General features: G+C 74.8%; 25 protein-coding genes. 10 read left to right on the forward strand and 15 right to left on the reverse strand.

Annotation, left to right across the window (positions count from 1 at the left end):
• Positions 1-22 precede the first annotated feature (22 nt).
• Entirely contained in the window at positions 23-1,054 is a 1,032-nt protein-coding gene (locus ACN27A_RS04270) for a poly(3-hydroxybutyrate) depolymerase (RefSeq protein WP_421449952.1), read from the reverse strand.
• A gap of 206 nt (positions 1,055-1,260) precedes the next feature.
• Complete coding sequence (locus tag ACN27A_RS04275) at positions 1,261-1,572, reverse strand: hypothetical protein (protein WP_421449953.1); 312 nt, start codon at positions 1,570-1,572, stop codon at positions 1,261-1,263.
• Between the two features lie 90 nt (positions 1,573-1,662).
• Here ACN27A_RS04275 and ACN27A_RS04280 point away from each other — a divergent pair, with 90 nt between their 5' ends.
• Both ACN27A_RS04280 and ACN27A_RS04285 read left to right on the forward strand, forming a co-directional pair.
• Positions 1,663-2,025 (forward strand): ArsR/SmtB family transcription factor, encoded by a 363-nt coding sequence (locus ACN27A_RS04280; RefSeq protein ID WP_421449955.1) that lies wholly within the window; start codon positions 1,663-1,665, stop codon positions 2,023-2,025.
• On the forward strand, positions 2,022-2,507 hold the full coding sequence (locus tag ACN27A_RS04285; RefSeq protein WP_421449956.1) for an SRPBCC family protein: 486 nt from the start codon (positions 2,022-2,024) through the stop codon (positions 2,505-2,507). Before ACN27A_RS04280 ends, ACN27A_RS04285 begins: the two co-directional genes overlap by 4 nt.
• Before the next feature lie 107 nt (positions 2,508-2,614).
• Here ACN27A_RS04285 and ygiD read toward each other — a convergent pair whose 3' ends face one another.
• The 3 genes from ygiD to ACN27A_RS04300 form a co-directional block, all read right to left on the reverse strand.
• Positions 2,615-3,484: a 4,5-DOPA dioxygenase extradiol gene (ygiD, locus tag ACN27A_RS04290; RefSeq protein ID WP_421449958.1), complete on the reverse strand. Its 870-nt coding sequence runs from the start codon at positions 3,482-3,484 to the stop codon at positions 2,615-2,617.
• A gap of 108 nt (positions 3,485-3,592) precedes the next feature.
• A complete protein-coding gene (locus ACN27A_RS04295; protein ID WP_089000245.1) occupies positions 3,593-3,811 on the reverse strand; it encodes a hypothetical protein in 219 nt (72 codons plus the stop codon).
• Between the two features lie 76 nt (positions 3,812-3,887).
• The gene (locus tag ACN27A_RS04300; RefSeq protein ID WP_421449960.1) at positions 3,888-4,490 is read right to left on the reverse strand and encodes an MBL fold metallo-hydrolase; all 603 of its coding nucleotides are present in this window, start codon (positions 4,488-4,490) and stop codon (positions 3,888-3,890) included.
• 162 nt (positions 4,491-4,652) lie between these two features.
• Here ACN27A_RS04300 and ACN27A_RS04305 point away from each other — a divergent pair, with 162 nt between their 5' ends.
• Complete coding sequence (locus ACN27A_RS04305) at positions 4,653-6,254, forward strand: LLM class flavin-dependent oxidoreductase (protein ID WP_421449962.1); 1,602 nt, start codon at positions 4,653-4,655, stop codon at positions 6,252-6,254.
• A gap of 73 nt (positions 6,255-6,327) precedes the next feature.
• A complete protein-coding gene (locus ACN27A_RS04310) occupies positions 6,328-6,759 on the forward strand; it encodes an archease (protein WP_421449964.1) in 432 nt (143 codons plus the stop codon).
• 23 nt (positions 6,760-6,782) lie between these two features.
• Here the strand turns inward: ACN27A_RS04310 and ACN27A_RS04315 are convergent, their stop codons facing one another.
• From ACN27A_RS04315 to ACN27A_RS04345, 7 genes are all read right to left on the reverse strand, one after another.
• Positions 6,783-8,201 carry an RtcB family protein gene (locus tag ACN27A_RS04315; protein ID WP_421449966.1) on the reverse strand — a complete coding sequence of 473 codons (1,419 nt, stop codon included), beginning with the start codon at positions 8,199-8,201 and terminating at the stop codon, positions 6,783-6,785.
• Between the two features lie 28 nt (positions 8,202-8,229).
• A complete protein-coding gene (locus tag ACN27A_RS04320) occupies positions 8,230-8,844 on the reverse strand; it encodes a GNAT family N-acetyltransferase (RefSeq protein ID WP_421449967.1) in 615 nt (204 codons plus the stop codon).
• Positions 8,845-8,932: 88 nt separating this feature from the next.
• The gene (locus ACN27A_RS04325) at positions 8,933-9,802 is read right to left on the reverse strand and encodes a carbohydrate ABC transporter permease (RefSeq protein WP_421458366.1); all 870 of its coding nucleotides are present in this window, start codon (positions 9,800-9,802) and stop codon (positions 8,933-8,935) included.
• Between the two features lie 38 nt (positions 9,803-9,840).
• Complete coding sequence (locus ACN27A_RS04330) at positions 9,841-10,881, reverse strand: ABC transporter ATP-binding protein (protein ID WP_421449968.1); 1,041 nt, start codon at positions 10,879-10,881, stop codon at positions 9,841-9,843.
• Positions 10,878-12,212 (reverse strand): ABC transporter substrate-binding protein, encoded by a 1,335-nt coding sequence (locus ACN27A_RS04335; protein WP_421449970.1) that lies wholly within the window; start codon positions 12,210-12,212, stop codon positions 10,878-10,880. Before ACN27A_RS04335 ends, ACN27A_RS04330 begins: the two co-directional genes overlap by 4 nt.
• Positions 12,213-12,214: 2 nt before the next feature.
• Positions 12,215-13,039 carry a carbohydrate ABC transporter permease gene (locus ACN27A_RS04340; RefSeq protein ID WP_421458367.1) on the reverse strand — a complete coding sequence of 275 codons (825 nt, stop codon included), beginning with the start codon at positions 13,037-13,039 and terminating at the stop codon, positions 12,215-12,217.
• 56 nt (positions 13,040-13,095) lie between these two features.
• Complete coding sequence (locus ACN27A_RS04345) at positions 13,096-15,888, reverse strand: exo-alpha-sialidase (RefSeq protein WP_421449972.1); 2,793 nt, start codon at positions 15,886-15,888, stop codon at positions 13,096-13,098.
• Between the two features lie 170 nt (positions 15,889-16,058).
• Between ACN27A_RS04345 and ACN27A_RS04350 the strand changes: the two genes are divergently transcribed.
• From ACN27A_RS04350 to ACN27A_RS04365, 4 genes are all read left to right on the forward strand, one after another.
• The gene (locus ACN27A_RS04350; protein WP_421449974.1) at positions 16,059-16,871 is read left to right on the forward strand and encodes an SDR family oxidoreductase; all 813 of its coding nucleotides are present in this window, start codon (positions 16,059-16,061) and stop codon (positions 16,869-16,871) included.
• A 263-nt stretch (positions 16,872-17,134) separates the two neighbouring features.
• Positions 17,135-17,995: a pentapeptide repeat-containing protein gene (locus tag ACN27A_RS04355; RefSeq protein ID WP_421458368.1), complete on the forward strand. Its 861-nt coding sequence runs from the start codon at positions 17,135-17,137 to the stop codon at positions 17,993-17,995.
• Between the two features lie 342 nt (positions 17,996-18,337).
• Positions 18,338-18,574, forward strand: coding sequence for a preprotein translocase YidC (locus ACN27A_RS04360; RefSeq protein WP_421449975.1), 237 nt, complete (start codon positions 18,338-18,340; stop codon positions 18,572-18,574).
• A 150-nt stretch (positions 18,575-18,724) separates the two neighbouring features.
• Complete coding sequence (locus ACN27A_RS04365) at positions 18,725-18,955, forward strand: hypothetical protein (RefSeq protein ID WP_121398427.1); 231 nt, start codon at positions 18,725-18,727, stop codon at positions 18,953-18,955.
• A gap of 25 nt (positions 18,956-18,980) precedes the next feature.
• On the opposite strand, the gene rnhA is transcribed toward ACN27A_RS04365, so the two are convergent.
• Together rnhA and ACN27A_RS04375 are read right to left on the reverse strand one after the other, a co-directional pair.
• A complete protein-coding gene (rnhA, locus tag ACN27A_RS04370; RefSeq protein WP_421449977.1) occupies positions 18,981-19,460 on the reverse strand; it encodes a ribonuclease HI in 480 nt (159 codons plus the stop codon).
• Between the two features lie 98 nt (positions 19,461-19,558).
• Positions 19,559-20,809: a lycopene cyclase family protein gene (locus tag ACN27A_RS04375; protein ID WP_421449979.1), complete on the reverse strand. Its 1,251-nt coding sequence runs from the start codon at positions 20,807-20,809 to the stop codon at positions 19,559-19,561.
• A 143-nt stretch (positions 20,810-20,952) separates the two neighbouring features.
• Between ACN27A_RS04375 and ACN27A_RS04380 the strand changes: the two genes are divergently transcribed.
• Together ACN27A_RS04380 and ACN27A_RS04385 are read left to right on the forward strand one after the other, a co-directional pair.
• Positions 20,953-22,062, forward strand: coding sequence for a hypothetical protein (locus ACN27A_RS04380; RefSeq protein WP_421449981.1), 1,110 nt, complete (start codon positions 20,953-20,955; stop codon positions 22,060-22,062).
• Between the two features lie 45 nt (positions 22,063-22,107).
• Positions 22,108-22,935: an inositol monophosphatase family protein gene (locus tag ACN27A_RS04385; protein ID WP_421449983.1), complete on the forward strand. Its 828-nt coding sequence runs from the start codon at positions 22,108-22,110 to the stop codon at positions 22,933-22,935.
• A 252-nt stretch (positions 22,936-23,187) separates the two neighbouring features.
• On the opposite strand, the gene ACN27A_RS04390 is transcribed toward ACN27A_RS04385, so the two are convergent.
• Complete coding sequence (locus tag ACN27A_RS04390) at positions 23,188-23,523, reverse strand: winged helix-turn-helix transcriptional regulator (protein WP_132239631.1); 336 nt, start codon at positions 23,521-23,523, stop codon at positions 23,188-23,190.
• Between the last annotated feature and the right edge of the window lie 126 nt (positions 23,524-23,649).

Raw genomic sequence — 23,649 nt, forward strand, 5'->3', positions numbered from 1 at the left:
CCGAGGGCCCCACCCGCGCGGCTCAGCCGTCCAGCCGGCGCACCATGTTCATGATCGTCTCCAGTTGGGCGCCGCCCTTGATCGGGTAGTTGGTCGCGCCCAGGTAGCCCCACCAGTCCCAGCAGCCGTTCGGGTTCGCGGCGGCGGTGCCGGCCTGCGGATAGAGCACGATCAGGTTGTTGGTGTCGGCGTACTGGTTGAGGTTCGCCCGGTCCACGAAGGCGGTGCCGACCGCGCCGTGGCCCTGCAGGCAGCCGTGCAGGGCGACGAGCAGCCGGCACGACTGCCCGGCGGCGCAGGACGCCGGCACGTAGGCGAAACCGTCGGCGCCCATGCTCAGCCCGGGAGCCCAGCCGTTGACGGCGTACGTGTGCTGGCTGAACCGGATCAGGCTGCCGCCCAGCGGGCCGGTGTTCGGCGCCCGCACGCTGCCGAGGAGCTTGCCCAGCAGGGCGCTCTGCGGGTCGGTGCCGCAGTCGTCGAGGAACGGCGAGGCGGTGACGGTGCACCCCAGGGTCCCGTACGGGGTGACCCAGGCGTGGCCGGCCGGGGAGCCGCTGTCGTACTGCACGCTGGCACCGAAGTGCTGGTAGTACCGGACCAGGTCGTCGGTGACGGATTTCTCGACGACGGTGTCGTTGGTGCCGTGGAAGACGTACACGGGGTCGCCGGACAGGTTGCCCACCGGGTCGACCCAGCCGTAGGAGGCCCACGTCCGGGTGTACGCCTGGAGGGCCGACACGTTCGTGGGGTACGCGTTGTCGCCGCAGCCGCCGAGCGCCTGGGCGACGTTGTTCTGCGCGCAGTAGTACGGCCCCGCGGCGACGACCGCCGCGCCCCGGATCCGCGACGAGTAGGCGACGTGCAGCTGGGTGGCCATGTAGCCACCGGAGGAGACGCCGGCGACGTACACGCCGGAGACGTTGTGGGGGCGCAGGGTCCCGGCGACCGGGGCCTTGGTGTCCGGGGTGGCGGCCTGGGCGGGGGCCGCGGTCGTGAGGACGAGCAGCAGGGCGGTGACGAGGGCGGCGGCGGCCTTCAGCGGTCTGGTCATGGCGCTCTCCTGTCCGGGAGCGGCGGCGGTGGTGCCGGCGTGCGCAGACGCTAGCGTGACGCAGTGCACAGTGGACATGACTGCCGTCGACACCTCGGGTGACGCCGGCATGTCCGAGACCGACACAGGGGCCGCCCCGCCCGGCGCTCAGGTGGTGCCACCGCCCGGCTGCGGCCCGCTGCGCGCGGGCTCGCCAGCGGCGACCCTCACTCGGCGCGCCACACGGCCTCGCGGGGCGGGCCGGGCTCGGCCCAGCACAGCCCGCCCTTCGCCTCCACCCCCGGCAGCCCCTCGACCATGCGGCTGATGTCCACGAGCGACGCCAGCGACACCACGACGTCGTTGCGCAGGTCCGCCACCGCCGTCTCGAGGTCGTCCCCCTCCGCCGCCCAGTCGATGTCTGCGGCCCGCAGGTCGGCCACCGCCTGGTCGGTGAGCACCTGCGGGTCGGTCACGGCCACCGTGAGCCGGCAGTAGACGTTGAGGGTGAGCGGTTCCGGAGCACCGACGTCGGTCATGCCCTCAGCATGACCCACCCGGACGGATCGGGACCAGACGCGTTTACTTAGGGCTTGACCTAAGTGTTCGGCGCGGGCATAGTTAGGCGCATGCCTAAGCAATCGGGCGGCGGAGCCGGAAGCGACGACGGGACCCTGGACGGCGTGTTCCACGCGCTGTCGGACCCGACCCGCCGCCGGGTCGTCGAGCTGCTCGGCCGAGGGCCCGCGACAACCAGCGAGCTCGCTCGTCCGTTTGACATGGCACTGCCGTCGTTCACCCAGCACCTGGGCGTCCTCGAGCGCTCCGGCCTGGTGACGTCGGAGAAGAAGGGGCGCGTGCGGACCTACCGGCTCGCCCCCCAGCCACTCGAGCACGTCGACACCTGGCTCGCCGGTCAGCGCGCGACATGGACCCGGCGCCTCGACCAGCTCGACTCGTTTCTCCACGACCTGAAGGAGCAGCAGACATGACCGCCTACCCGAGCGTGAACCCGAACCTCGACCTCGTCCTGGAGCGCACCGTCGACGTCGCCCCCGAGCTGGTCTGGAAGGCCTGGACCACGCCCGAGCTGATCGTGCAGTGGTTCGCCCCGCGGCCCTGGTCGACCTCGTCCTGCGAGATCGACCTCCAGCCCGGCGGCAGGTTCAACACGGTGATGCGCTCGCCCGAGGGCGAGGAGTTCCCGAGCACCGGCTGCATCCTGGTCGTCGAGGAGGGCTCGACGCTGATCTTCACCTCGGGGCTGGGCCCCGGCTTCCGCCCCCAGGTGGCCGGCGACGATTTCCCGTTCACCGCGATCATCAAGCTCGAGCCCACCGGCAACGGCACGAAGTACACGGCCACGGCGATCCACGCCGACGCCGCGGCGAAGAAGTCGCACGAGGAGATGGGCTTCGCCGAGGGCTGGAGCGCCGCGCTGGACCAGCTGGTCGAGGTCGTCAAGGGCCGCTGAGGGACGCGGCGACGGGATGCGGGCCCCGGCGGGACGACCGGCTGGTCCCGCGTCCCGTCGCCCCGCCGGGCCGGCCGCCAGGCGGTGGCCCACCGCGACGGCGGCCGTCAGATGTTGGCGGAGTCGGGCGGCACGTCGGCCGGCAGGGCGGGAGCGCCGGCCAGCGGGGCCTCGGTGCGGCAGGACGACCCCACGGTGTAGGCGGTCATCGACAGCGACCCGTACGCGTACCCGTCCACCAGCACCTCCGCGCCGTTGCCGGCGGCGCCGGCCAGGCCGGCGAGATAGAGCAGCGGAATGAAGTGGTCCGGCGTCGGTACGGCCCGGCCGAAGTCACGGTGGGCGTCCAGCGCGGCCGCCTCGGTCGGCTCTCCGAGCATGACGTCCTTCGCCGCCTCGTCGAACCGCTGCGCCCAGTCGAAGCCCTCGTCGACCATGCGCGGATCCACCCCCCGCAGGTTGTGCACCACGTTGCCGCTGGTCACGACGAGCACCCCGCGCTCGCGCAACGGGGCGAGCCGCGCGCCCAGGTCCAGGTGGTAGTCCAGGCTCTTGAACGCGTTGATGCTCAACTGGACGACCGGGACGTCCGCGTCGGGAAACGCGTGGGTGAGCACCGACCAGGTGCCGTGGTCGATCCCCCACGAGTCGACGTCCGCCCCGACCCAGGTGGGGTGGACCACGTCGGCGATCTCCTCCGCCAGCTCCGGCAGGCCGGGCGCCGGGTAGCGGACGTCGAACAGCTCCGGCGGGAAGCCGTAGAAGTCGTGGATCGTCCTCGGCCGGGGCATCGCGGTGACGGCGGTGGCACCGATGTACCAGTGGGCCGACACGACCAGGATCGCCCGGGGCCGCGGGACCGCCCGCCCGAAGGCGCGCCACGCCTGCGTGTAGCGGTTGAGTTCCAGCGCGTTCATCGGGCTGCCGTGACCGATGAACGCGGCCGGCATCACCGCCGGGACGGTCTCGCTGCTCATGCTGCTCCCCCGGGCTCACGGTGATGCGAGCGTAACCGCTGTCGCGGGGAGCGGCCCGGTCAACGCCGGCCGCGACCGGTTGTCACCGGTCGCGGCCGGCGAGCGCCATCAGTCGGACACCTCGCGCCAGGCGGGGTGGTTGCCACGCCATGCACCGGCGAGGATGACCGCGGACGTCCGGCCGGGGCATTCCTGCACCCGGGAGCGGCCGGACTCGCCGCCGATTCGTACCTGCACGTCCCAACGCTGCCCATCCGTGCGGATGTACACGTCCCGACGCCCGCGTTGCGACGTGTCACCGTTCCACCAGTGTTCTTCGACCCTCACCCAGCGACCGTATAGCAGTTCGTCCGTGGACGACACGGCCGGTGGCGGTGGAGATCGTGCCGGGCGGGGTCGCCGGTCAGGCGGACTCCCCCGGCGCCAGGTGACGGTAGCCGGGCACGGTCTCGGCGAACCAGCCGTTCACGCTGGTCAGGCCGCGCTCGTTGAGCTGGGCGTCGTGGATCGGGAACACCCGCTCGGCCCCGACGGCGCCGGCGAAGTCGATCGCCTCGGTGAGCTTCAGCCAGGAGGCCTGCGCCGGGACCAGCAGCGTCTCGACCGGCTGCTCCGGGCGGTGCAGCGAGTCGCCCGGGTGGTAGACCGCGTCGTCGACGAGGTAGCCCAGGTTGGCGCAGTCGGGCTGGGCACCGTGGATGGTGGCGTGCCGACCGCCGAGCGCGGTCACGGTGAGGCCGGCGGCGGTGAACCGCTCGCCGGCGCCGACCCTGGTCACGGACAGCGGCGCCAGGTCGGGCAGGACGGCGCCCTGCGGGGCGAAGACCGGCACGCCGAGACCCGCCAACCGGAGCACGTCGACGTGGTCGGTGTGCTCGTGGGTGACCAGCACGGCGTCCGCGCCGGCCAGGGCCCGCGGCTCGCTCCAGGTGCCGGGGTCGATGACCAGCACGCCGCCGTCGTGCTCCAGCCGGACACAGGAGTGGGTGAACTTCGTGATCCGCATCCGGCGACCGTACGCCGGTGGCAGCGCCCCGTGTGCCCGGCGGCGGTGGGCACGGGCCGTGCCGGAGGGTCGCGCCGGCCCGCCTTTCCGCCGGTTTCGCCGGACGGCCCGGAGACCGTCCCGGGCCGCGTGAGAGGCTGCGGGGCGGAAGGGAGTACCGAAATGGGCGACTACGGCCACCCGCTGGCCTTCGGGGCGTTCCTCACGCCCGGCAACGCCGAGCCCGGGCGGGTGGTGGGCCTCGCCGTGCTGGCCGAGCAGGTCGGGTTCGACCTGGTCACCTTCCAGGACCACCCGTACCAGCCCGCGTTCCTCGACACGTGGACGCTGATGAGCTTCGTGGCGGCCCGGACCGGCACGGTGCGGCTGGCGGCCAACGTGACGAACCTGCCGCTGCGCCCGCCGGCCGTCCTGGCCCGCAGCGTGGCGAGTCTCGACCTGCTCAGCGGTGGCCGGGTGGAGCTCGGCCTGGGCGCCGGCGCGTTCTGGGAGGCCATCGAGGCGATGGGCGGACGCCGGCTCTCCCCCGGGCAGGGCGTGCGGGCCCTGACCGAGGCGATCGACGTCATCCGCCAGGTCTGGGACGTCGAGGCGCGCGGCGGCGTCCGGGTCGACGGCGAGTTCCACCGGGTGGTGGGCGCGAAGCGGGGCCCCGCGCCCGCCCACGACGTGGGCATCTGGCTCGGCGCGTACAAGCCGCGGATGCTGGCGTTGACCGGGAGCCGGGCCGACGGGTGGCTGCCGTCGCTGGGCTACCTGCAACCCGGCGACCTGGGCAGGGGCAACACGATCATCGACGACGCCGCGCGGGAGGCCGGCCGCGATCCGGCCGACGTGCGCCGCCTGCTCAACGTCACCGGCCGCTTCGCCACCGTCGGCCGGGGACCGCTGGACGGCCCCGCCGAGCAGTGGGCCGAGGAACTGGCCGACCTCGCGCTCAGCGACGGGATCAGCACGTTCATCCTGGGCAGCGACGACCCGGAGGACCTGCGACGCTTCGCCGCCGAGGTCGCCCCCGCCGTACGCGAACTCGTGGCCGGCGAGCGCGCGGCCGGCGCCGCTGCCGCCGTGACCCCGGCGACGCCCGAAGCCGTCGGGGCGCGGGCGACACCCGGGGGCGCCGGGGCGCAGCCGTCGCCCGCTCCCCGCCCGCCCGCCGGCGCGGGGTCCTTCGCCGTCGTCCCGACGCCCGACGACGGCGTGCGCCGCAGCGCGATCCGGGTCTGGGACGAGGCCACGCGCCCCACCGGCCCCGCGCCCGACCCGGCGCGCACCTACCCGCCGCACGACCAGGCCGGCGCGCAGCACCTCATCGACGTGCACGACGGGCTGCGCGCCGAGCTGACCCGGCTGTACGACCTCGTGGAGCAGGTTGGCGCCGGGCTGGTCGACGCGGGCACGGCCCGCTCGCACATCAACACCATGACCATCCGGCAGAACAAGTGGACGCTGGGCACGTACTGCGAGTCGTACTGCCGGGTCGTCACCACCCACCACACGCTGGAGGACCGGGGGATCTTCCCGCACCTGCGCCGGGGCGACGACCGCCTCGCCCCGGTGCTGGACCGGCTGGAGCAGGAGCACCACGCCATCCACGACGTGCTGGAACGCGTCGACCGGGCGCTTGTCGCGTTCGTCTCCGTCTCGGACGGGATGGCCGAGCTGCGCGCGGCGGTCGACCTGCTCAGCGACACCCTGCTGTCCCACCTCGCCTACGAGGAACGCGAACTCGTCGAGCCCATCGCCCGGCTCGGACTGCACTGAACCCGCCGTCGCGCGGCGTGCCGGCGGACCGGAACCGAGCCCGCCGTCGCGCGGCGTGGCGGAGGATCGGGGCATGCCGCGACCATCCGGGCGGGGGCACCGCCGCCTGCCGCACACCGCCGACGTCCGCATCGAGGCGTGGGCGCCGAGCCGGGAGGAGTGCGTCGCCGAGGCGGTCGCCGCGCTGGTCGGGACGTTCGTCGACCCCGCCGGGGCGTCCCCGGGCCCGCAGCGGGAGTTCCGCGCGCCGGCCGGTGACGACGACGCGGACCTGCTGGTGGGCGTACTCGACGAGGTGATCTTCCGGATGGAGACGGCGGGTGAGCTGCCGCTGCGCACCGACGTGGCCGACGACGGCGCCGGCGGCCTGGTGGTGCGCTGGCGCACGGTGGACACCGACGCCGTCGAGCTGGTCGGCGCGGTGCCGAAGGCCGTCTCCCTGCACGGGCTGCGCTTCGGCCCCGACGGCGAGGGCTGGTGCTGCGCGGTGACGCTGGACGTGTGAGCCCCTTACCCCGCGCCGCCCGCTCAGCCCTTGACCACGCCGAGCGGGACCAGCCGGGCCACCTTGCGGCACAGTCCGGCGCCCTCGGCGGCGGCCACCACCGCCGAGACGTCCTTGTACGCCGCCGGCATCTCCTCGGCCAGGCCGCGGCGGGACGCCCCGCGAACCGCGATGTCCCGCTCCTCCAACTGGGCACGCGGGTCCAGCCCGCGCTCCGACCGCACGGCCTGCTTGCGGCTCTGCACCCGGCCGGCCCCATGGCAGGTGGACGCGAAGGCCGGCGCCCCCGGCACGCCGGTGAGCACGTACGAGCCGGTGCCCATGGAGCCGGGGATCAGCACCGGCTGGCCCACGTCCCGCAGGTCGTCGGGCAGGTCGTCATGGCCGGGCGGCAGCGCGCGCGTGGCCCCCTTGCGGTGCACGCACAGCGCGCGGCGTTCGCCGTCGACGCCGTGCGTCTCGATCTTCGCGAGGTTGTGCGAGATGTCGTAGACCAGGTCGAGCCGGCTGCCGGTGACCCGGGCGAAGACCTTCCGTGCGGCGTCGGCCAGCAGTTGCCGGTTCGCCCGGGCGTAGTTGGCGGCGGCGGCCATCGCGCCCAGGTAGGCGCGGCCCTCGGCGGAGGAGACCGGGGCGCAGGCGAGCTGGCGGTCCGGCACCTCGATGCCGTGGCGGGCCATCACCTGCTCCATCTTCCGCACGTAGTCGGTGCAGATCTGGTGGCCCAGCCCCCGGGAGCCGCAGTGGATCATCACGCAGACCTGGCCGGGGCGCAGCCCGAAGGCGGTGGCGGTGGTGTCGTCGTACACCTCCTCGACGGCCTGCACCTCCAGGAAGTGGTTGCCGGAGCCGAGGCTGCCGACCTGACGCGCGCCCCGCTCGATCGCCCGCTCGCTGACCTGCGCCGGATCGGCGTCGCCGACGGCCCCGGCGTCCTCGCAGCGGTGCAGGTCCCGCTCGACGCCGAAGCCGCGCTCGACGGCGTACCGGGAGCCGCCGCGCAGCACCGCGTCGAGTTCCGCGCGCGTCGACAGGTGCCACACCGCGCCCCTGCCCATGCCGCGGGGGGTGGCCTCGCCGAGGCCGTCCATCAGCGCGTCGAGGCGGGGCCGCAGCCCGTCGCGGTCGAGGTCGGCGGCGAGCAGCCGGACGCCGCAGGAGATGTCGAAGCCCACCCCGCCGGGCGAGACCACGCCGCCGTTGGCGACGTCGGTGGCGGCCACCCCGCCGATCGGGAACCCGTAGCCCCAGTGCACGTCGGGCATGGCGTACGAGGCGTCGACGATGCCGGGCAGCGTGGCGACGTTCGCGACCTGCTCCAGCGACCTGTCCTCCCCCGCGTCGGGCAGCAGGGACCGGGACGCGAACACCACCCCCGGCACCCGCATCGGGTCGTGCCGGTCGATCCGGAAGCGGTACGGCGACTCCTCGACCAGCTCCATTCCCGGCGGCTACCCGGGCGGACGGCCCTTACACCCGCTCGCCGGCCGCCGGCCGCCGCATCGCCCAGACGTCGGGCCCGCCGTCGGGCACCCGCGCCTGGCCGGTGACGACGAAGCCCAGCCGCCGGTAGAAGCGCACGTTCGGCTCCGACGAGGTCTCCAGCACCGCCGGCAGGCCGGCCCGGTCGGCCTCGGCCAGGCCGGGCCGCAGCACCCGGGCGCCCAGCCCCCGGCCCTGGTCGGCCCGGCGCACGCCGACGGTGGCGAGCAGGAACGCCGGCTCGGCCGACCGCAGGGAGGCGCAGGCCGCCTCGGCGGCGTGCAGCGCCGACTGCCGGTCGCCGGCCAGCTCGGCGTTGCGCGCCGCGACGCCGGCCCAGACCTCGTCCGGCACCGGCCGGTCCGGGGGCAGCCAGACCGCCACCGCCGCCGGCCGGCCGTCGGCGTCCACCGCCGCCCAGACGTCACCGTAGGGCAGCCCGACGGCGGCGACGGTGCCGGCGAACATCGCCGCAAGTCGCTCCCGGTGCCGGTCGGCGGCCACCGTCCAGGCCATCCAGGGGTACCCGTCGAAGGCGTCGGCGAGCACGTCGGCCGCCTCTGCGGTCGACTGCGGGCCGATGCGGCGTACGTCGAAATCCATGCCGTCCTCCTCGCGCGCCGCCGCCCGGCCGGCGCAGTGCGCGATCATGCCACGGCCCCCGGGGCCGGCGCCCGGGATTATCGGGTGGTCAGAGCCGGTAGAACGCCCGGTAGCGGCGGATCAACCGCCACTGCACCAGCACCGCCGCCACGGTCAGCAGGATCATCACCAGGGTCGCGGCGGCGGCGTAGCCGTAGCGCAGGTACTCGAAGCCGGTGCGGTAGACGAACAGCGACAGGTAGGTGGTGGCGTACGGGGGCGGGCCGCCGTCGGTCACCACGAAGGCCGGCACGAAGGAGAAGTGCAGGCTCTGGATGGCGTCGCGCACCGCCAGCAGCCCCAGCACGGGCGCCATCAGCGGCAGCGTGACCCGGCGGAACACGTCCCAGCCGGTGGCGTCCTCGATCGCCGCCATCTCGTAGACGTCGCGGGGCAGCGCGCGGCGGGCGGCCAGCAGCACCACGAAGGTCTCGCCGATGGTGAACAGGCTCATCAGGACGATCGCCGCGCGGGCATCGGTCGGGTCGGTGAGCCACTGCGGCGGGGTGCGTCCCAGCGCGGTCAGGCCGTTCTCCCCGCCCGTGCGCAGCAGCTGGTTGATCGGCCCGTAGAGGGGGTTGAGCAGCCAGAGCCAGAGCAGCCCGTAGGCGATCTCCGGCACCGCGGTCGGCAGCACCGCCGCCGTGCGGGCGCCGCCGACGCCGACCGCCCGGCGGTGCAGCAGCAGCGCCAGGCCGAGGGCGAGGAGCACCCGCAGCGGTACGGCCACCAGCGCGAAGACCAGCGAGTTGGTCAGCGACACCCGGAACACCGGGTCGTCCAGCAGCGCCGCGAAGTTGTCCAGCCCCACCCAGCGGGGCGGGCGCAGCAGGTCGTACTCGGTGAACGCCAGCGCCAGGGTGACGGCGGCGGGCAGCAGCACCAGCCCGACCAGCCCGATCAGGTACGGCGTGAGCATCAGCGCCAGTTGCCGGCGCGAGCGGCGGTCGGTCGCCGTCACGGGGCGTGCCGGCGGCCCGAGGCGGCGTGGAATAGGTGCACGTCGGCCCAGCGCACCCCGACGCGTACCGCCGCGCCACGATCGGGGCGGCGGGCGGCGGGCACCCGGGCGACGATCCGGTGCCCGCCGGCGAGCCTCAGGTACGCGTACGCGTCCTCGCCGACCACCTCGACCCGCTCGACGGTGGCGTCCGTGCCCTCGGCGGCGTCGAGGGCGACCGCCTCGGGCCGGAAGCCGATCTCCATGCCGTCGTGGTCCGCCCCCGGGGCGGGGGCGCCCTCGGGGCGCAGCGGGCCGTCGGCCGGGAGGAGGTTCATCGCGGGGGAACCGACGAAGCGGGCGACGAAGGTGGTGGCCGGGGTGCGCCAGATCTCGTCGGGGGTGCCGACCTGCTCGATGCGCCCGTCGCGCAGCACGGCGATCCGGTCGGCGAGCACCAGCGCCTCGGTCTGGTCGTGGGTGACGTGCACCATCGTCGCGCCCAGCCGGTCGTGCAGGGCCCGCAGCTCGGCGCGCATCTGCACCCGCAGCGCCTGGTCGAGGTTGGACAGCGGCTCGTCGAGCAGGAACACGTCCGGCTCGCGGACCAGCGCCCGGGCCAGCGCCACCCGCTGCCGTTCGCCGCCGGAGAGCTGCCCGGGCCGCCGGTCCAGCAGCCCCGCGCAGCCGACCGTCTCGGCCGCCGCCCGGGCGCGCTCCCGGGCCACCGCGCGGGGCGTGTCGCGTACCTCCAGGCCGAAGGCGATGTTCTCGGCGACGCTCAGGTGCGGGAAGAGCGCGTACGACTGGAAGACCATCGACACGTTGCGCCGGCCCGGACGCTCGGCGGTGACGTCGCGGCCGGCGATGCGGACGTGGCCGGCGGTGACCGGCTCCAGGCCGGCGACGACCCGCAGCACCGTCGACTTGCCGGCCCCCGACGGGCCGAGCACCACCAGCAGCTCGCCCCGGGCGGCGGCCAGGTCCACCTCGTGCAGCACGGTCGCCCCCCGGTACGCGGCCGAGACGCCGGCCAGGGCGAGGCCCGGATCGCTCACCCGTGTTCCCCGCGGGCGAAGATCGGCCGGGTCTGCCGGTCGAGGTCGCGGATCACGTCGTCGAGCCGGTCGCCCCGGTGCATGGCGTTCTCCAGGATGCCGTAGGTGACGTCCTCGATCTCCGGCCAGGTGGAGACGGTCGGCAGCGCCCGGACGGTGGGGATCGCGTCGAGGAAGACCTTGGCGCTGCGCGGCGGCTGGGCCGGGCCGAGGAACGCCGGGGACTTCGACACCCCGACGTGCGACGGGACGGTACGCCCGGTGGCCGCGATGATCCGCTGCCCCTCCTCGGCGATGGCGAACTCCAGGAACCGCCACGCGGCGTCCTTGTGCTTCGCGCCCCGGGTCATGCAGTACGCGTCGGAGTGCAGCACCCCGACCTGCTCCTTGTAGACGGGCAGCGGCGCGACGTCCCACTCGAAGCCGGTGATCGAGCGGAACGTGGTGGTGGAGCGGCGGGAACTCATCAGCATGGCGAGCCGGCCGTTGGCGAAGCGCGACTCGTCGTCCTCGGCCTCCACCTCCTCGTCGGTGGGCACCACCCCGTACGCCAGCCGCAGGTCCACGAGGTTCTTCAGCGCCTCCCGGGCGGCCGGGGTGTCCAGGGTCAGCCGGGTCGGCTTCGCCGGGTCGTCGACGATCTCGCCGCCGCCGGACCAGACGAACGGGGCGAGCCGGATGATCGACGGCTCCACGCCGAGGCCGTGCACGGCCGGGCGCCGCGCCGCGCCCTCGCTCTCGGTGGCCTTGACCACCACGCCTCGCGAGTCGCGGGTCATCGCGGTCGCGGTGGCCACCAGGTCGTTCCAGGTCCAGCCGGCCCTCGGCTCGGGCACGCCGTGCTTGGCGAACAGGGTGCGGTTGTAGTAGACGGCCAGGCTGGAGACGTTCTGCGGCAGGCAGAGCTGCCGGCCCTGCCAGCGGAACGCGTTCCAGGCGACCGGGTAGTAGTCGGCCGGGTCGACGGCCTCGGAGGCGGCCAGCCGGTCGTCCAGCGGCTCGATGACGTCCTTGGCGGCGAACTGGCCGTAGAAGCGGTAGTTCATCAGGAAAAGGTCCGGCGGGGCGCCGCCGGCCACCGAGGTGGCGAGCCGGGCCAGCAGGTCCTTGCGGTCGCTGGCCTCGACGAGCTGCACGTCGGCGCCGGGACGGGCCTTCTCGTACGCCTCGACGAGGGTGCGGTAGGCGGCGAGTTCCTCGGGGGCGCCGAAGACCAGCAGCCGCACCGGCCCGTCGGCGGACGATCCGGTGCCGGAGCCGCACCCGGTGGCGGCCAGCACGGCGGTGAGCAGCAGCGCGAGCAGCGCCTTCGGTCGCGTCGTCGGTCGCATCGTCAGTCTCGTCCCGTCGGGTCGTCGTGGTGGAGGAAGCGCCGCTGGGCGAGCACGAAGACGGCCAGCGCCGGCACCGTGGCCAGCACCGCGCCGGCCAGGAACACCGGGAAGTTCGTCGGGTCCAGCACCGACAGGGAGCGCAGCGCCAGCGGCAGGGTGAACAGGTCGCGGTCGTAGACGTAGATCAGCGGGTCGAGGAAGTTCGACCAGGTGAGCACGAAGGTCAGCGCGGTGAGGCCGGCGGTGACCGGGCGCACCAGCGGCAGGGCGACCCGCCACCAGGTGCGCAGCGGCGACAGGTCCGCCACCAGGCAGGCGTCGTAGAGATCGGTCGGCAGCGCCCGGAACGCCAGGTAGTAGACGAGGACGTAGAGCGGCGAGGTGCCCAGTAACGCCGGCGCGACCAGCGGCACCAGCGTGTCGGTCAGGCCGAGCATCCGGAAGATCGTGAAGCGGGGCACGAGCAGCGCCGTGGCCGGCACCATCAGCGCCACCAGGGAGGCCGCCACGACGACGCCGGTGACGCGCGGGGCGATCCGGGCCAGCGCGAAGCCCGCCAGGGAGGCGACGAGCACGCTCAGCGGCACGGCGACGACCGCGACCACTACCGAGTTGAGCGAGGCGCGCAGCAGCCCGCCCAGCTCGACGGCCTGCCGGTAGCCGGTGGTGGAGACCGGCTCCGGCACGAGCTGCGGGGTGGGCGGCGGCGGCAGGCCCGGCTCGGTCAGCGAGCCGGAGACCAGCAGCAGCAGCGGCGGGACGAAGACGAGCAGGACGAAGGCCGCGCCGAGGGTCCGCCAGGCCCGCCCGGCCGCCCCGGGCAGCGGTACGGGGCCGCGCGCGCGGCCCCGTACCGTGTCGTCGCCGATGGTCGCCTGCCTCAGAGCGTGAGCTGCCAGGCGCCGAGGCCGTGCGAGGCGGCGTAGAGCACCCGCTTGCCCGGCACGATGGTCAGCCCGGCCACCTCCACGTTCGGCATGCCCCGGGCCGCCTTCACCCAGGTCGTGGCGCCCTTGGCCAGCCGCAGCACGCCGAAGTCGGTGGCCGCGTAGAGGGTGCCGGTGACGTCGTCGCGGACCAGGTCGGTGATCGGCTGGTCGCCGAAGTCGTACGACCGGTCGGTCCAGGTCGCGCCCGCCCCCGCCACCCGCACCTCGAACGCGTGCCCGAGCGTGGCCGGGGTGTTCGAGTTGAAGCCGCTGTAGGAGACCCACGCCCGTGCCGGGTCGGCCGGGTCGACGTGGACGCTGGTGACGAAGCGGTTCGGCGTGGCGGCGGTGTCGATGCGCGTCCAGGTGACCGCCGACGCCGGCTCGGCGTCGACGTTGCGGGACACGAACACGCGGCCGGTGCTGGTGGCCGCGTACGCCGTGGACGAGTCGGAGGCGACGCGCTCGACGACCGAGACGGCCCCGCCGGCCCGGTCGCCCCACGCGGCGTCGGTCAGGTTGACCGTGCCCAGCGGCGCGAAGTCGCCGCACTGCGCCTCGAACGTGCCGGTCCAGGTGTTGCAGATCCGGTCGGCCTCGGCCAGGCTGCGGTCGCCCAGGCCGAACGTCTTCGTCCGGTAGACGGTGCGCGACGTGCCGGCGAAGATCGTCCCGCTGACCTTCGGGTCGCTGACCACGGGTGCGTAGAACAGGGTGCCCGGCTGCCCGAAGACGGGGTCGGAGATCGAGATCCAGCTGCCCACGTCGCCGTTGTTGAAGTTCACCTCGGGCGAGGCGTCGTAGAAGGTGTGGAAGCGGAACTCCGGCCTGCCGACGTCGAAGCCGGACGCGCCGCCGTCACCGATCATCGTGTTGACCCAGCGCCGGCGCTCGCCCTTGTTCTCCCAGGTGCCGTTGTCCTGGGTGCCGCCCTGGAGCAGCCGGTGGTCGTGCGGGCTGGCCGAGAGGCTGATGAACTGCAACGTGTTCATGCCCTTGTTGATGCCGTCGAGCTTCGACGGGATCCTCGACAGCATCTGCCGGCAGCGGTCCTTCTGCGCCTGCGTGGTCAGGTTGCGGTCCGGGTTGTCGCACCAGGCCGACCGGTCCACGAACTGGCCGCTGGAGCGCATCACGCCGCCGTCGTTGGCCTCGAAGAACTGGTACGGGTTGCGCGGGTTGGTGACCAGGGCGTGCTGGTCGGGGTGCAGGCCGTTGGGGTGCAGCTCGTCGGTGCCGTCGAAGGTCATGTCGGTGCCGCTGACGCCGGCGTCGGTGGAGAGCACCACGGCCCGCTTGTGGGCGACGGTCTCGCCGTAGACGTACGAACCGCCGGTGTAGACGATGTCCGGGTGCCCGGCCGGGGTGTGCACGAACACGTCGTACCAGCACTGGCCGGTGCACTGGTTGTAGGTGGCGTAGCCCGGGTCGGCCGGGTTGGCGCTGCTCAGGTCGGCGAACGCGGGGGCGCCGCCGGCCACGTCGTCGCTGCGGAACAGCCGCGAGTACGGGTTGCCGAGGTTGCCCTCGTAGACGTACATGCGGGTCTTGCCGTTCGGCAGGGCCGTCACGTCGATCGCGGCCCGGGTCTGGAAGACCGCCGGGTTGAGCGAGGGCTTGATCTGCGTCCAGGTGGCGCCGGCGTCCGTCGAGCGCCAGACCCCCCGGGCGTACGAGGAGGCGTAGACGGTGTTGGCGTCGCGCGGGTCGAGCTTGACGTAGCGCACGCCGCGCGGCGAGCAGGTGGCGGTGTTGCCGTATTCCGCGGCGCTGCCCGTGCACTGCGTCGCGTCGGCCGAGCCGTTGTGGATGAACTTCCAGTTCGCGCCACCGTCGGTGGACTTGTAGAGGCCCCACTTCTCGGCGTCCGGCACGGGCCGGGTGACGCCGGTGCAGCAGGAGCTGGACATGCCGCGCAGGGCGGTGGTGGTGGCGACGTAGAGCGTCTTCGGGTCGCCGGGCTTGACGGTGATCTCGCCGATGCCCTTGCCGGCGAGGGCGTCCTTGCCCAGCGGGCCCTTCCAGGTGACGCCGCCGTTCGTCGACTTGTAGAGCCCGACGCCGGCGACGCAGCCGGAGGCGCAGGTGTTGGCCTCGCCGGTGCCGACGTAGATGGTCAGCCCCGTCTTGTCGTTGCGGTCGATCTTGACCGAGCCGGCCGCGTTGATGCCCAGCGGCCCGCCCAGGTAGAACCACTTCGGCTCGGCGGCGAGGACGTTCAGGGTGCCCCAGACGCCGCCGCCGGCCGGCGTGACGTACGCCCGGCAGAGCAGGGCGTTGCAGTCCGGGGCGATGTCGATGGAGGTGACCCGGCCGCCCGCGACGTACGCGTTCGGCACGTAGTTGCCGGCGTTGCGGAACTCGGTGAACGGGTAGAGCGCCTCGCTGGGGCCGATGTTCGTCCAGCCCCGGGTGCCGCCGGCGCGCCGCTCGGCGGCGGCGTACGCCGACTTGGAGCGGTCGACCTGGGCGATGCTGATCGTGTCGGCCGGGTACGCGCGCTCCAGGAACTCCTGCTGCGCGGCGTTGCCGGGCCCGTCCGGCGACATGCCGTCGCTGCCCGGCACGGCCTGGCGCAGCCGTTCCATGTGGGCGCCGAGCGCGCCCGGCATCTCCCCGTCGCCGGCCGCGGCGACGGGGGTCGGCACCTCGGCGCCGGCGAAGTGGATTCCGATGAGGCCGGTCGACGCCACCAGGGCACCGACCGCCAGTCCTGCGAGCAGATGACGACGTCTGCGTTTCACGAGGTCCCTCCGGCAGATGACGGCGCCACTCAGCGCGACCATCCGGAATGCCGACCGCCGCTGGCAGCGTCCACGGTGGAGAATGACAGAACGCATCGACGCAGACAATCCTCTGCACGGACGGGGATCGACGCATGGTTGCATCCGCATGGAACGGGTAGTGCGCCGGCATGCCATCGCGTTACGAGAACTACCCGAGGATCGCCATCGTCACCGGCGCGGACTCCGGCATCGGCCGGGCCTGCGCCGTCGCCCTCGCGGAGGCCGGCTTCGACGTCGGCGTCACCTGGCACCGCGACGCCGCAGGCGCCGAGCGGACCGCCGCCGAGGTACGCGCCGCCGGCCGGCGCTGCGAGGTCGCCGAGCTGGACCTGACCCGCCTGCCGGGCGCCGAGGCGGTCGTCGACGAGCTGGCCGACCGGCTCGGCGGTCTCGGCGTGCTCGTCAACAACGCCGGCACCGGAGCGTCCACGCCCTTCGTCGACACCGGCTGGGAGCAGTGGCGCGAGGTGCTCTCCGTCGACCTCGACGGGCCGTTCCTGTGCGGGCAGCGGGCCGCCCGGCGGATGCGGGCCGCGGGGCTGGGCGGACGGATCGTCAACATCACCAGCGTGCACGAGCACGCGCCCCGGGTCGGCTCGGCCGCGTACTGCGCCGCCAAGGGCGGGCTCGGCCTGCTGACGAAGGTGATGGCGCAGGAGCTGGCGGCGGACGGGATCACCGTCAACGCGGTCGCCCCGGGCGAGATCGCCACCCCGATGACCGGCCAGGAGGACGTCGACCCGTTCACCGAGGAACGTCCCGGGGTGCCGGTCGGGCGGCCCGGCGACGCGCGGGAGGTCGCCGCCGTGGTCGCGCTGCTCGCCTCGCCCGCCGCCGCGTACGTCACCGGCGCGTCCTGGCCGGTGGACGGCGGCATGCTGATGATGGGCCCGCAGGCCAACGCGCTGGAGTCGCACGACTGGCGCTCGGTGCGGGGGTGAGCCGCCGCCACGCCGGGACGCCCCGGCGCGGCCCCGCCCGCCGGGCCCGCAGCTCGGCACCCCGGCGGGCCCCGCTGCTCGGCACCCCGGGCGCGGCCCCGCCGGCCGGGTTCGCACAGCTCGGCACCCCGGGACCCGGTGACCGGCGCGGCGGCGGGACAATGGGAGCCTCCGCCCGCGAGGCCGCCGGCGGGATCCCCCCGATCGGCAGGAGAACGGTCAGCGTGTCGGAGACTCCCGGGGCGACGTCGCCGGCGGACGGGATGCGCGCCGACTGCGCCCGGTGCTTCGGGCTCTGCTGCGTCGCGCCGGCCTTCTCCGCGTCGGCCGACTTCGCCATCGACAAGCCCGCCGGGCGGCCCTGCCCCAACCTGCGGGCCGACTCGCGCTGCGGCATCCACGCCGACCTGCGCGACCGGGGCTTCCCCGGCTGCACCGTCTTCGACTGCTTCGGCGCCGGGCAGCAGGTGGCCCAGGTCACCTTCGGTGGGCGGGACTGGCGCGACGCCCCGGAGACCGCGGCGCGCATGTTCGATACGTTCGCGGTGATGCGACCCCTGCACGAGCTGCTCTGGTACCTGACCGAGGCACTCGCGACGCGCCCGCCGCAGCCGCTGCGCGACGAGCTGTCCGTCGCGCTCGACGAGACCGGGCGGCTGACCCGGGAGCCCGCCGACACGCTGCTGGATCTCGACGTGGACGCGTACCGGGGGCGGGTCAACCCACTGCTGTCCCGCGCCGGCGACGCGGCCCGGGCCCGGGGCGGCCGGCCCGGCGTGGACCGGCGGGGCGCCCACCTGTTCGGCGTCGACCTGCGCCGTGCCGACCTGCGCCGGGCGAACCTGCGCGGGGCGCTGCTGATCGGCGCCGACCTGCGCGGCGTCGACCTCGGCCTGGCCGACCTCACCGGCGCCGACCTGCGCGGGGCCGACCTGCGCGGCGCTGACCTCTCCGGCGCCCTGTTCCTGCACCAGTCCCAGCTCGACGCGGCCCGGGGCGACCGGCACACGGCCCTGCCGCCCGCCCGGACGCGCCCCGGGCACTGGTCACCGCTGTCGCTCACCCCGCTGCCCCGCCCACCCCGCTCCCCCACCCGCGCCGCCCGCCCACGACGCCTTCGCTGACCCCACCCCGCACTCCCTCCCGCCCCTCCCCCTGCTCTTCCCTCCACCCCCCGACCTTTGCGATCATGCAGTTGTGGCGCTGCGCATACCGGCGGCAATCCGCCCACAACGGGCACCACAACTGCATGATCGCCCCGTCGAGGCGGGCGGGGCGGGGCCGCGCGAGACGGCGCCGCGCGGGGCGGAACGGCGCCGCGCGGGGCGGAACGGCGCGGCGCCGTCCCGCGCGGGACGGGGCAGGGTGGGACGGGGGCGGGTGGTTTTGGGTGGGGGGCTGCGGGTAGCCGGGGGCGGACATGGCATCGGCGGAACGCGGCGGTGCGACGGCACGGGGAGGCAGTGGTGGGATATCGGGCGCGCGACGGGGAGCTGCCGGTCGATCCGGCGCACGCCGAGGACGAGGCCGGCCAGGCCCGGATGGTGCAGGTCGAGGCGGACACCGACGTCCCGGCGCCGGACGACACGACGACGAAGCCCGACATCGTCACCGAGGACGACGGGTCGGGCATGGCGGGTGGCGCGTCGGGCAGCTCCAGCGGCGGGTCCGGCATGCCGGGCCACCCGGACGCGGCCCGCTGAGCGCCGCGGGGCAGGTTTGCGGACAGGCGCCCGAACGCGGCTCGCTGAGCACCGCTGCGGGGGCACGCTTGCGGGCAGGCCCACCCGGACGCGGTTCGCTGCGCGCGGCGGGGCACGTTTGCGGGCAGGCCACGGGGGCAGGAGAGCGGCATGACCGATCAGAACCGTACCGACCGGGCCGCCACCGACGAGCCGGACGGCGCCACCGCCATGCAGGCGTCGCTGCGTCCGCCGGGCGAGTCCCTGCGCAGCACCGACGACACCGGCGACGACTTCGCCGACCTGCCGGCCGAGGACCGGCGGTCGGCCCGGGAGGTCAGCCGCGCCGGCTACGACGTGGACGCCGTCTCCGGCACCACCGACCCGAGCCGCACCGAGTGACCTGAGCGTCCGCCCGCCGGTCCGATCAGCGGCCGGCGGGCACCGCCGACGCGCGGGCCTCGGTCATGCCCCGGTTGGCCAGCGCGTCGGCGCGCTCGTTCTCCGGGTCGCCGTTGTGCCCCTTCACCCACAGCCAGGTGACGTCGTGCCGGGCGCACGCGGCCTCCAACCGCTGCCACAGGTCGGCGTTCTTGACCGGCTGCTTCGCGGCGGTCCGCCAGCCGTTGCGCTTCCACGAGGCCAGCCAGCTGGTGATGCCGTTGCGCACGTACGTGCTGTCGGTGTGCAGCTCGACGGTGACCGACCGGGTCAGGCTCTCCAGGGCCTGGATGGCCGCCATCAGCTCCATCCGGTTGTTGGTGGTCGGAGTCGCCTCGCCGCCGCACAGTTCCCGCTCGTGCGCGCCGTAGCGCAGCACCACGCCCCACCCGCCGGGGCCGGGATTGCCGCTGCACGCCCCGTCGGTCCAGATCTGCACGACCCTGCCGGCCGTCTCGTCCACCATGCCGGCAACCTACCGAATCCGCACCGCCTCCCCGGCCGTCGGGCGGCGGCGCGGCGTGGACGACCTCCCCAACCTTCCACCGCGCCGGCTGAGGCGGCTCAGCCGTCGGCGTCGGCCCGGTCGCCGACCACCGGCCGCGGGACCGTCCAGGTCGCCGCCCGCCGGGTCGGGTCGAGGCGGTCGCGGAGCCGGGCCACGGCGTCGCCGGCGGTGGCGGCGACCATCGGCCGCAGCCGGGTGGTGCCCATCAGCGCCACCTCCTCGGCCGGGGTGGTCGCGCCGTCGAGGAACCGCAGCACCCGCTCGGCGGGATTGCGGTCGAAGAGCCGGCCGAAGAAGTCGGGACCGCCGACGCCGCCGGCGTCCAGCGCCCGCAGCGCGACCGCGTCCATCCAGCGGTGCCGACGGGGGTACGCGGGAGCGGGCACCGGCGGGCGGCCGGCCGCGAGGGCCCGGGCGACCTGCTCGGCCTGGCGGTGCATGGCGGAGAAGGTGAAGCCGGTGGAGGGTCGGGTGGCCCCGCCGGCCGTGCCGAGGCGGACCACCCGGGGCGAGGGCCGGGCCTCGAACGGGCCGTCGGTCATCGGGATCACCCCGTTCTCCACCTCGCGGACGGTCAACCGGGTCGGGTCGAGGCCGAGCAGGTCCCGGTAGCCGGCCAGCGCCGCGTCGTAGCCGGCGTCGGTGAGCAGGTCGGGGCCGAACTCCGTGTACTCCACCAGTGCGTACCGGTCGCTGACCGGCAGGACGTACCCGAACGACACGCCCCGGGCGGGCTGCGGGGTGCGGAAGTCCATCAGGACGGCCCGGGCCGGGTCGAAGACCGGCAGGCTGGACTCCAGCCACCAGCCCCGGAAGTGCTGGAGCCAGTTGGTGCGCCCGGGTCGCCGGGGCGGCCGGGGCCGGGAGTCCAGCACCCAGGACGCGCGGACGGCCGGCCCGGCGCCGCCGACGCGTACGGTGACGTGCCCGCCGTCGTCGTGCAGGGCGTCGACGGGCGCGACGATCCTTCGCACGCCGAGCCGCCGCTCGGCCTCGGCAGCCCGGGCGTAGACCGGGCCGGAGCGCAGCATGGCGTACCGCAGGGGGGCGAGGTCGAGCACGCGGCGGCCAGCGGGCGTCGCCACCTCGACCTGGCGCCAGCTCGCGGCCAGCAGCGGGTCCCAGTCGCTGCCGGGGTGGCCCCAGAACGCCCAGGTCCGGTCCTGGCCGCGCCGGTGGACCGGGTCGACGACGGCGATCCGCAGGTCGCGCACGCCGTGCCGGTCCAGGGCGGCGAGGACCAGCGACGCGGCGCCGCCGCCGCCGACCAGCGCCAGGTCGACGTCCAGCGGAGCGGAGGTGTTCACGCCGACCACGCTGCCACACCACCGGGGGCGCCCGGGCACCGACCGGCCCGGGTCGGGGGCGTCGGCCGGTCGGCGGACGGCGGTAGGGTGCCAGCGGTCGCCCCCGGGCGACGGCAACCGCGCAACCGGGAGGACGCCCGCCGATGAGCATCACCGCCGCCAACGCGCTCACCGCCCGTTGGGCGTCCACGGTGGACGGCGGGCAGACGGTCGTCTCCGGCGCCGGCGTCTATCCGCTGCTGGCGCTGCTCGCCCGCTACGCGACCGGTCCGGTCCGCGACGAGCTGCTCGCGGTCGCGCCGGAACCGGCCCGGTTCGACCTGGACCGCTCCCCCACCACCCGGCTCGCGCTCGCCGCCTGGGCGCGGCGGGACCTGCCGCTGGCCGACCGGTGGTCGCGGGAGGTGCCGGCGGCCATGCGCGGGGAGCTGACCGGCGATCCGGCGCACGACCAGCGGGCCCTCGACGGGTGGGCCGCGACCCACACCGACGGCCTGGTCCCCCGGATGCCGGTGCGGGTCACCCCGGCGACCGCGATGGTGCTGGCCAGCGCGCTGTCGCTGCGCACCGAGTGGGCCGCGGCGTTCCGCGACGTCTGGTGCCAGCCGTCCGTCGGGCCGTGGCACGGTCGCCGGCTCGCCGGGCTGAGCCGGACGAGCTACGACCTCGACGCGCTGCGGGCCGTCGACACCCCCGCCGGCCCGCTGAGCCTGCTGACCGTGCGGGGCGCCGAGGATGTCGACGTGGTGCTCGCCCTGGGTGCGCCGCAGCACGGGGCGGCGGAGGTGCTGCCGGCCGCTGTCGGCGCGCTCGACGCACCGGCCGTGCTGCCGCTCGCCGCCGGCCCCGGCGTCGACGAGCAGGTCGTCGACGCCGTCGACGACCGGCCGGAACTGCTCGTCTCCACCGTGGCCTTCACCGCCTCCGCCGACCACGACCTGCTGGAGCGGGCCGCGCTGTTCGGCCTGTCCACCGCGACCGGGAATGGCGACCACTTCCCCGGCATCGCCCGGCTGCTGTCCGTCTCGCAGGCACGGCAGAGCGTGACGGCCACCTTCAGCGCGACGGGTTTCCGCGCCGCCGTGGTCACCGCCGTCGCCTCGCGGGCGGGTTCCGCGCCGCCGCGGCTCACCGCGCGCAGGCGGCGGGTACGTTTCGACGTCGACCGGCCCTTCGGCTTCCTCGCCGTGCACCGGCCCAGCGGGCTGGTGCTGCTCGCCGGCTGGGTGACCGACCCCGACCCTCGCGGCTGAGCACCGGGCGCACCGCCGTTCCGCCAGCCCGGGTACCGTGCGGCCATGGCACTCACCGACCCGGAACTGGCCATCGTCGCGGCACAGGCGGGCGCGGCGGTCGTCCGGGCCCGGTTCGGCGGGCCGCTGGAACGGTTCGACAAGTCGCCTGGTGACTTCGCCACCACCGCCGACCTCGAGTCGGAGCGGGCCGTCCTCGACGTGCTGCGCCGCGCCCGGCCGCACGACGCCGTGCTGGGCGAGGAGAGCGGGCGCACCGGTTCCCGGTCGGCGGACCGGACCTGGCTCGTCGACCCGCTCTGCGGCACGCTGAACTACGCGGCACGGACCCCGCTGGTCGCGGTGAACGTGGCGCTGCGTACCGGTCCGGAGGTCACCGCCGCCGCGATCGCCGACCGGTTCGCCGGGGAGGTGTTCTGGTTCGGGGCCGGCGGGGCGGCCCAGGTCCGTCGCGACGGCGTCGACGAGCCCCTCGCGCCGTCGGCCCGCTCCCGGCTGGTGGACGTCAACCTCGACCCGCCGTTCCCGAACGCTTCCGCGTTCCGGGCGACCGGGATGCTCGCGGACGCGGAGTTCACCGCGCGGTTCGGGCCACGGGTGCTCTCCACCACGCTGGCCGTCGCGTGGGTCGCCGCCGGTCGACGGGCCGCGTACGTCACCGACGGGGACCTCCGCGACAGCGTGCACTTCGCCGGCGGCATCGCCCTGTGCGAGGCCGCCGGGTGCGTGGTGACCGGGCTGCGGGGGCAGCCCCCGTACACCGGCGTGGGTGGGCTAATCGCGGCGGCGGACGCGGAGACGCACGCCGCCCTGCTGGCCGTCGTCGACAGGCAGTTCCGGGCGGCGCCGGAGCGGGCAGCGGCCCGGCCCTGAGCAGGCCGCCGGCCAGCGGCGCGCTGGTGATCAGCGGCCCGGCCCACCGGGGCCTGCCGCCCGACGCTCAGCGGTCCCCGGCCCGCCTGCGGTAGACGACCTGCCGGCGCAGCGGACCGGAGTGGACCTCCGGGTCGTCGAAGTCGTCGGCCGGGTCCGTGGTCATGCCCAGGCGGCGCATCACGGCCTGCGAGCGCAGGTTGGTCGCGGTGGTGATGGCCAGGACCTCCGGCAGCCCGACGCGCCGGCCGGTCAGTCCCGGGGGATGGCCTCGATGGTCGCCATGTTCCGCTCGCCCCAGTCGCCGAGCGGCATCAGCGCCTCGTTGAGGGACCGGCCGAAGTCGGTAAGCGAGTATTCCACCTTGGGCGGGACCTGCCGGTAGACCTCGCGGTGCACGAGACCGTACGCCTCCATCTCGCGCAGTTGCTGGATCAGCATCTTCTCGCTGATCCCGGTGATCCCCCGGCGCACCTCGGCGAAGCGGCGGGGGCCCCCGTCCAGCTCCCACAGGATCAGCGCCTTCCACTTGCCGCCCACGACGTCGATCGCGGCGTCGAGCCCGCACGTGTAGGTCCGCTTCTTCACGTCGCCCCCGCTCTCACTTACCAAAAGGTAAGTACCTGAGAAAATAGTCGGTACTTGATGCTTCGCGCGTACGGAAACAGGATGGGACCGGCCCGGCGGCAGGCGCAAGGGCCGGGCCACCCCATC

This window comes from Micromonospora sp. WMMD737, assembly GCF_049179055.1.
Lineage (GTDB): Bacteria > Actinomycetota > Actinomycetes > Mycobacteriales > Micromonosporaceae > Micromonospora > Micromonospora reichwaldensis.

Bases quoted from the DNA above. Each gene is read 5' to 3' on its own strand.
- ACN27A_RS04270 (WP_421449952.1), bottom strand. From the start codon at position 1,054: ATGACCAGACCGCTGAAGGCCGCCGCCGCCCTCGTCACCGCCCTGCTG.
- ACN27A_RS04275 (WP_421449953.1), bottom strand. From the start codon at position 1,572: ATGACCGACGTCGGTGCTCCGGAACCGCTCACCCTCAACGTCTACTGC.
- ACN27A_RS04280 (WP_421449955.1), top strand. From the start codon at position 1,663: ATGCCTAAGCAATCGGGCGGCGGAGCCGGAAGCGACGACGGGACCCTG.
- ACN27A_RS04285 (WP_421449956.1), top strand. From the start codon at position 2,022: ATGACCGCCTACCCGAGCGTGAACCCGAACCTCGACCTCGTCCTGGAG.
- ygiD (WP_421449958.1), bottom strand. From the start codon at position 3,484: ATGAGCAGCGAGACCGTCCCGGCGGTGATGCCGGCCGCGTTCATCGGT.
- ACN27A_RS04300 (WP_421449960.1), bottom strand. From the start codon at position 4,490: ATGCGGATCACGAAGTTCACCCACTCCTGTGTCCGGCTGGAGCACGAC.
- ACN27A_RS04305 (WP_421449962.1), top strand. From the start codon at position 4,653: ATGGGCGACTACGGCCACCCGCTGGCCTTCGGGGCGTTCCTCACGCCC.
- ACN27A_RS04310 (WP_421449964.1), top strand. From the start codon at position 6,328: ATGCCGCGACCATCCGGGCGGGGGCACCGCCGCCTGCCGCACACCGCC.
- ACN27A_RS04315 (WP_421449966.1), bottom strand. From the start codon at position 8,201: ATGGAGCTGGTCGAGGAGTCGCCGTACCGCTTCCGGATCGACCGGCAC.
- ACN27A_RS04320 (WP_421449967.1), bottom strand. From the start codon at position 8,844: ATGGATTTCGACGTACGCCGCATCGGCCCGCAGTCGACCGCAGAGGCG.
- ACN27A_RS04325 (WP_421458366.1), bottom strand. From the start codon at position 9,802: ATGCTCACGCCGTACCTGATCGGGCTGGTCGGGCTGGTGCTGCTGCCC.
- ACN27A_RS04335 (WP_421449970.1), bottom strand. From the start codon at position 12,212: ATGCGACCGACGACGCGACCGAAGGCGCTGCTCGCGCTGCTGCTCACC.
- ACN27A_RS04350 (WP_421449974.1), top strand. From the start codon at position 16,059: ATGCCATCGCGTTACGAGAACTACCCGAGGATCGCCATCGTCACCGGC.
- ACN27A_RS04355 (WP_421458368.1), top strand. From the start codon at position 17,135: ATGCGCGCCGACTGCGCCCGGTGCTTCGGGCTCTGCTGCGTCGCGCCG.
- ACN27A_RS04365 (WP_121398427.1), top strand. From the start codon at position 18,725: ATGACCGATCAGAACCGTACCGACCGGGCCGCCACCGACGAGCCGGAC.
- rnhA (WP_421449977.1), bottom strand. From the start codon at position 19,460: ATGGTGGACGAGACGGCCGGCAGGGTCGTGCAGATCTGGACCGACGGG.
- ACN27A_RS04380 (WP_421449981.1), top strand. From the start codon at position 20,953: ATGAGCATCACCGCCGCCAACGCGCTCACCGCCCGTTGGGCGTCCACG.
- ACN27A_RS04385 (WP_421449983.1), top strand. From the start codon at position 22,108: ATGGCACTCACCGACCCGGAACTGGCCATCGTCGCGGCACAGGCGGGC.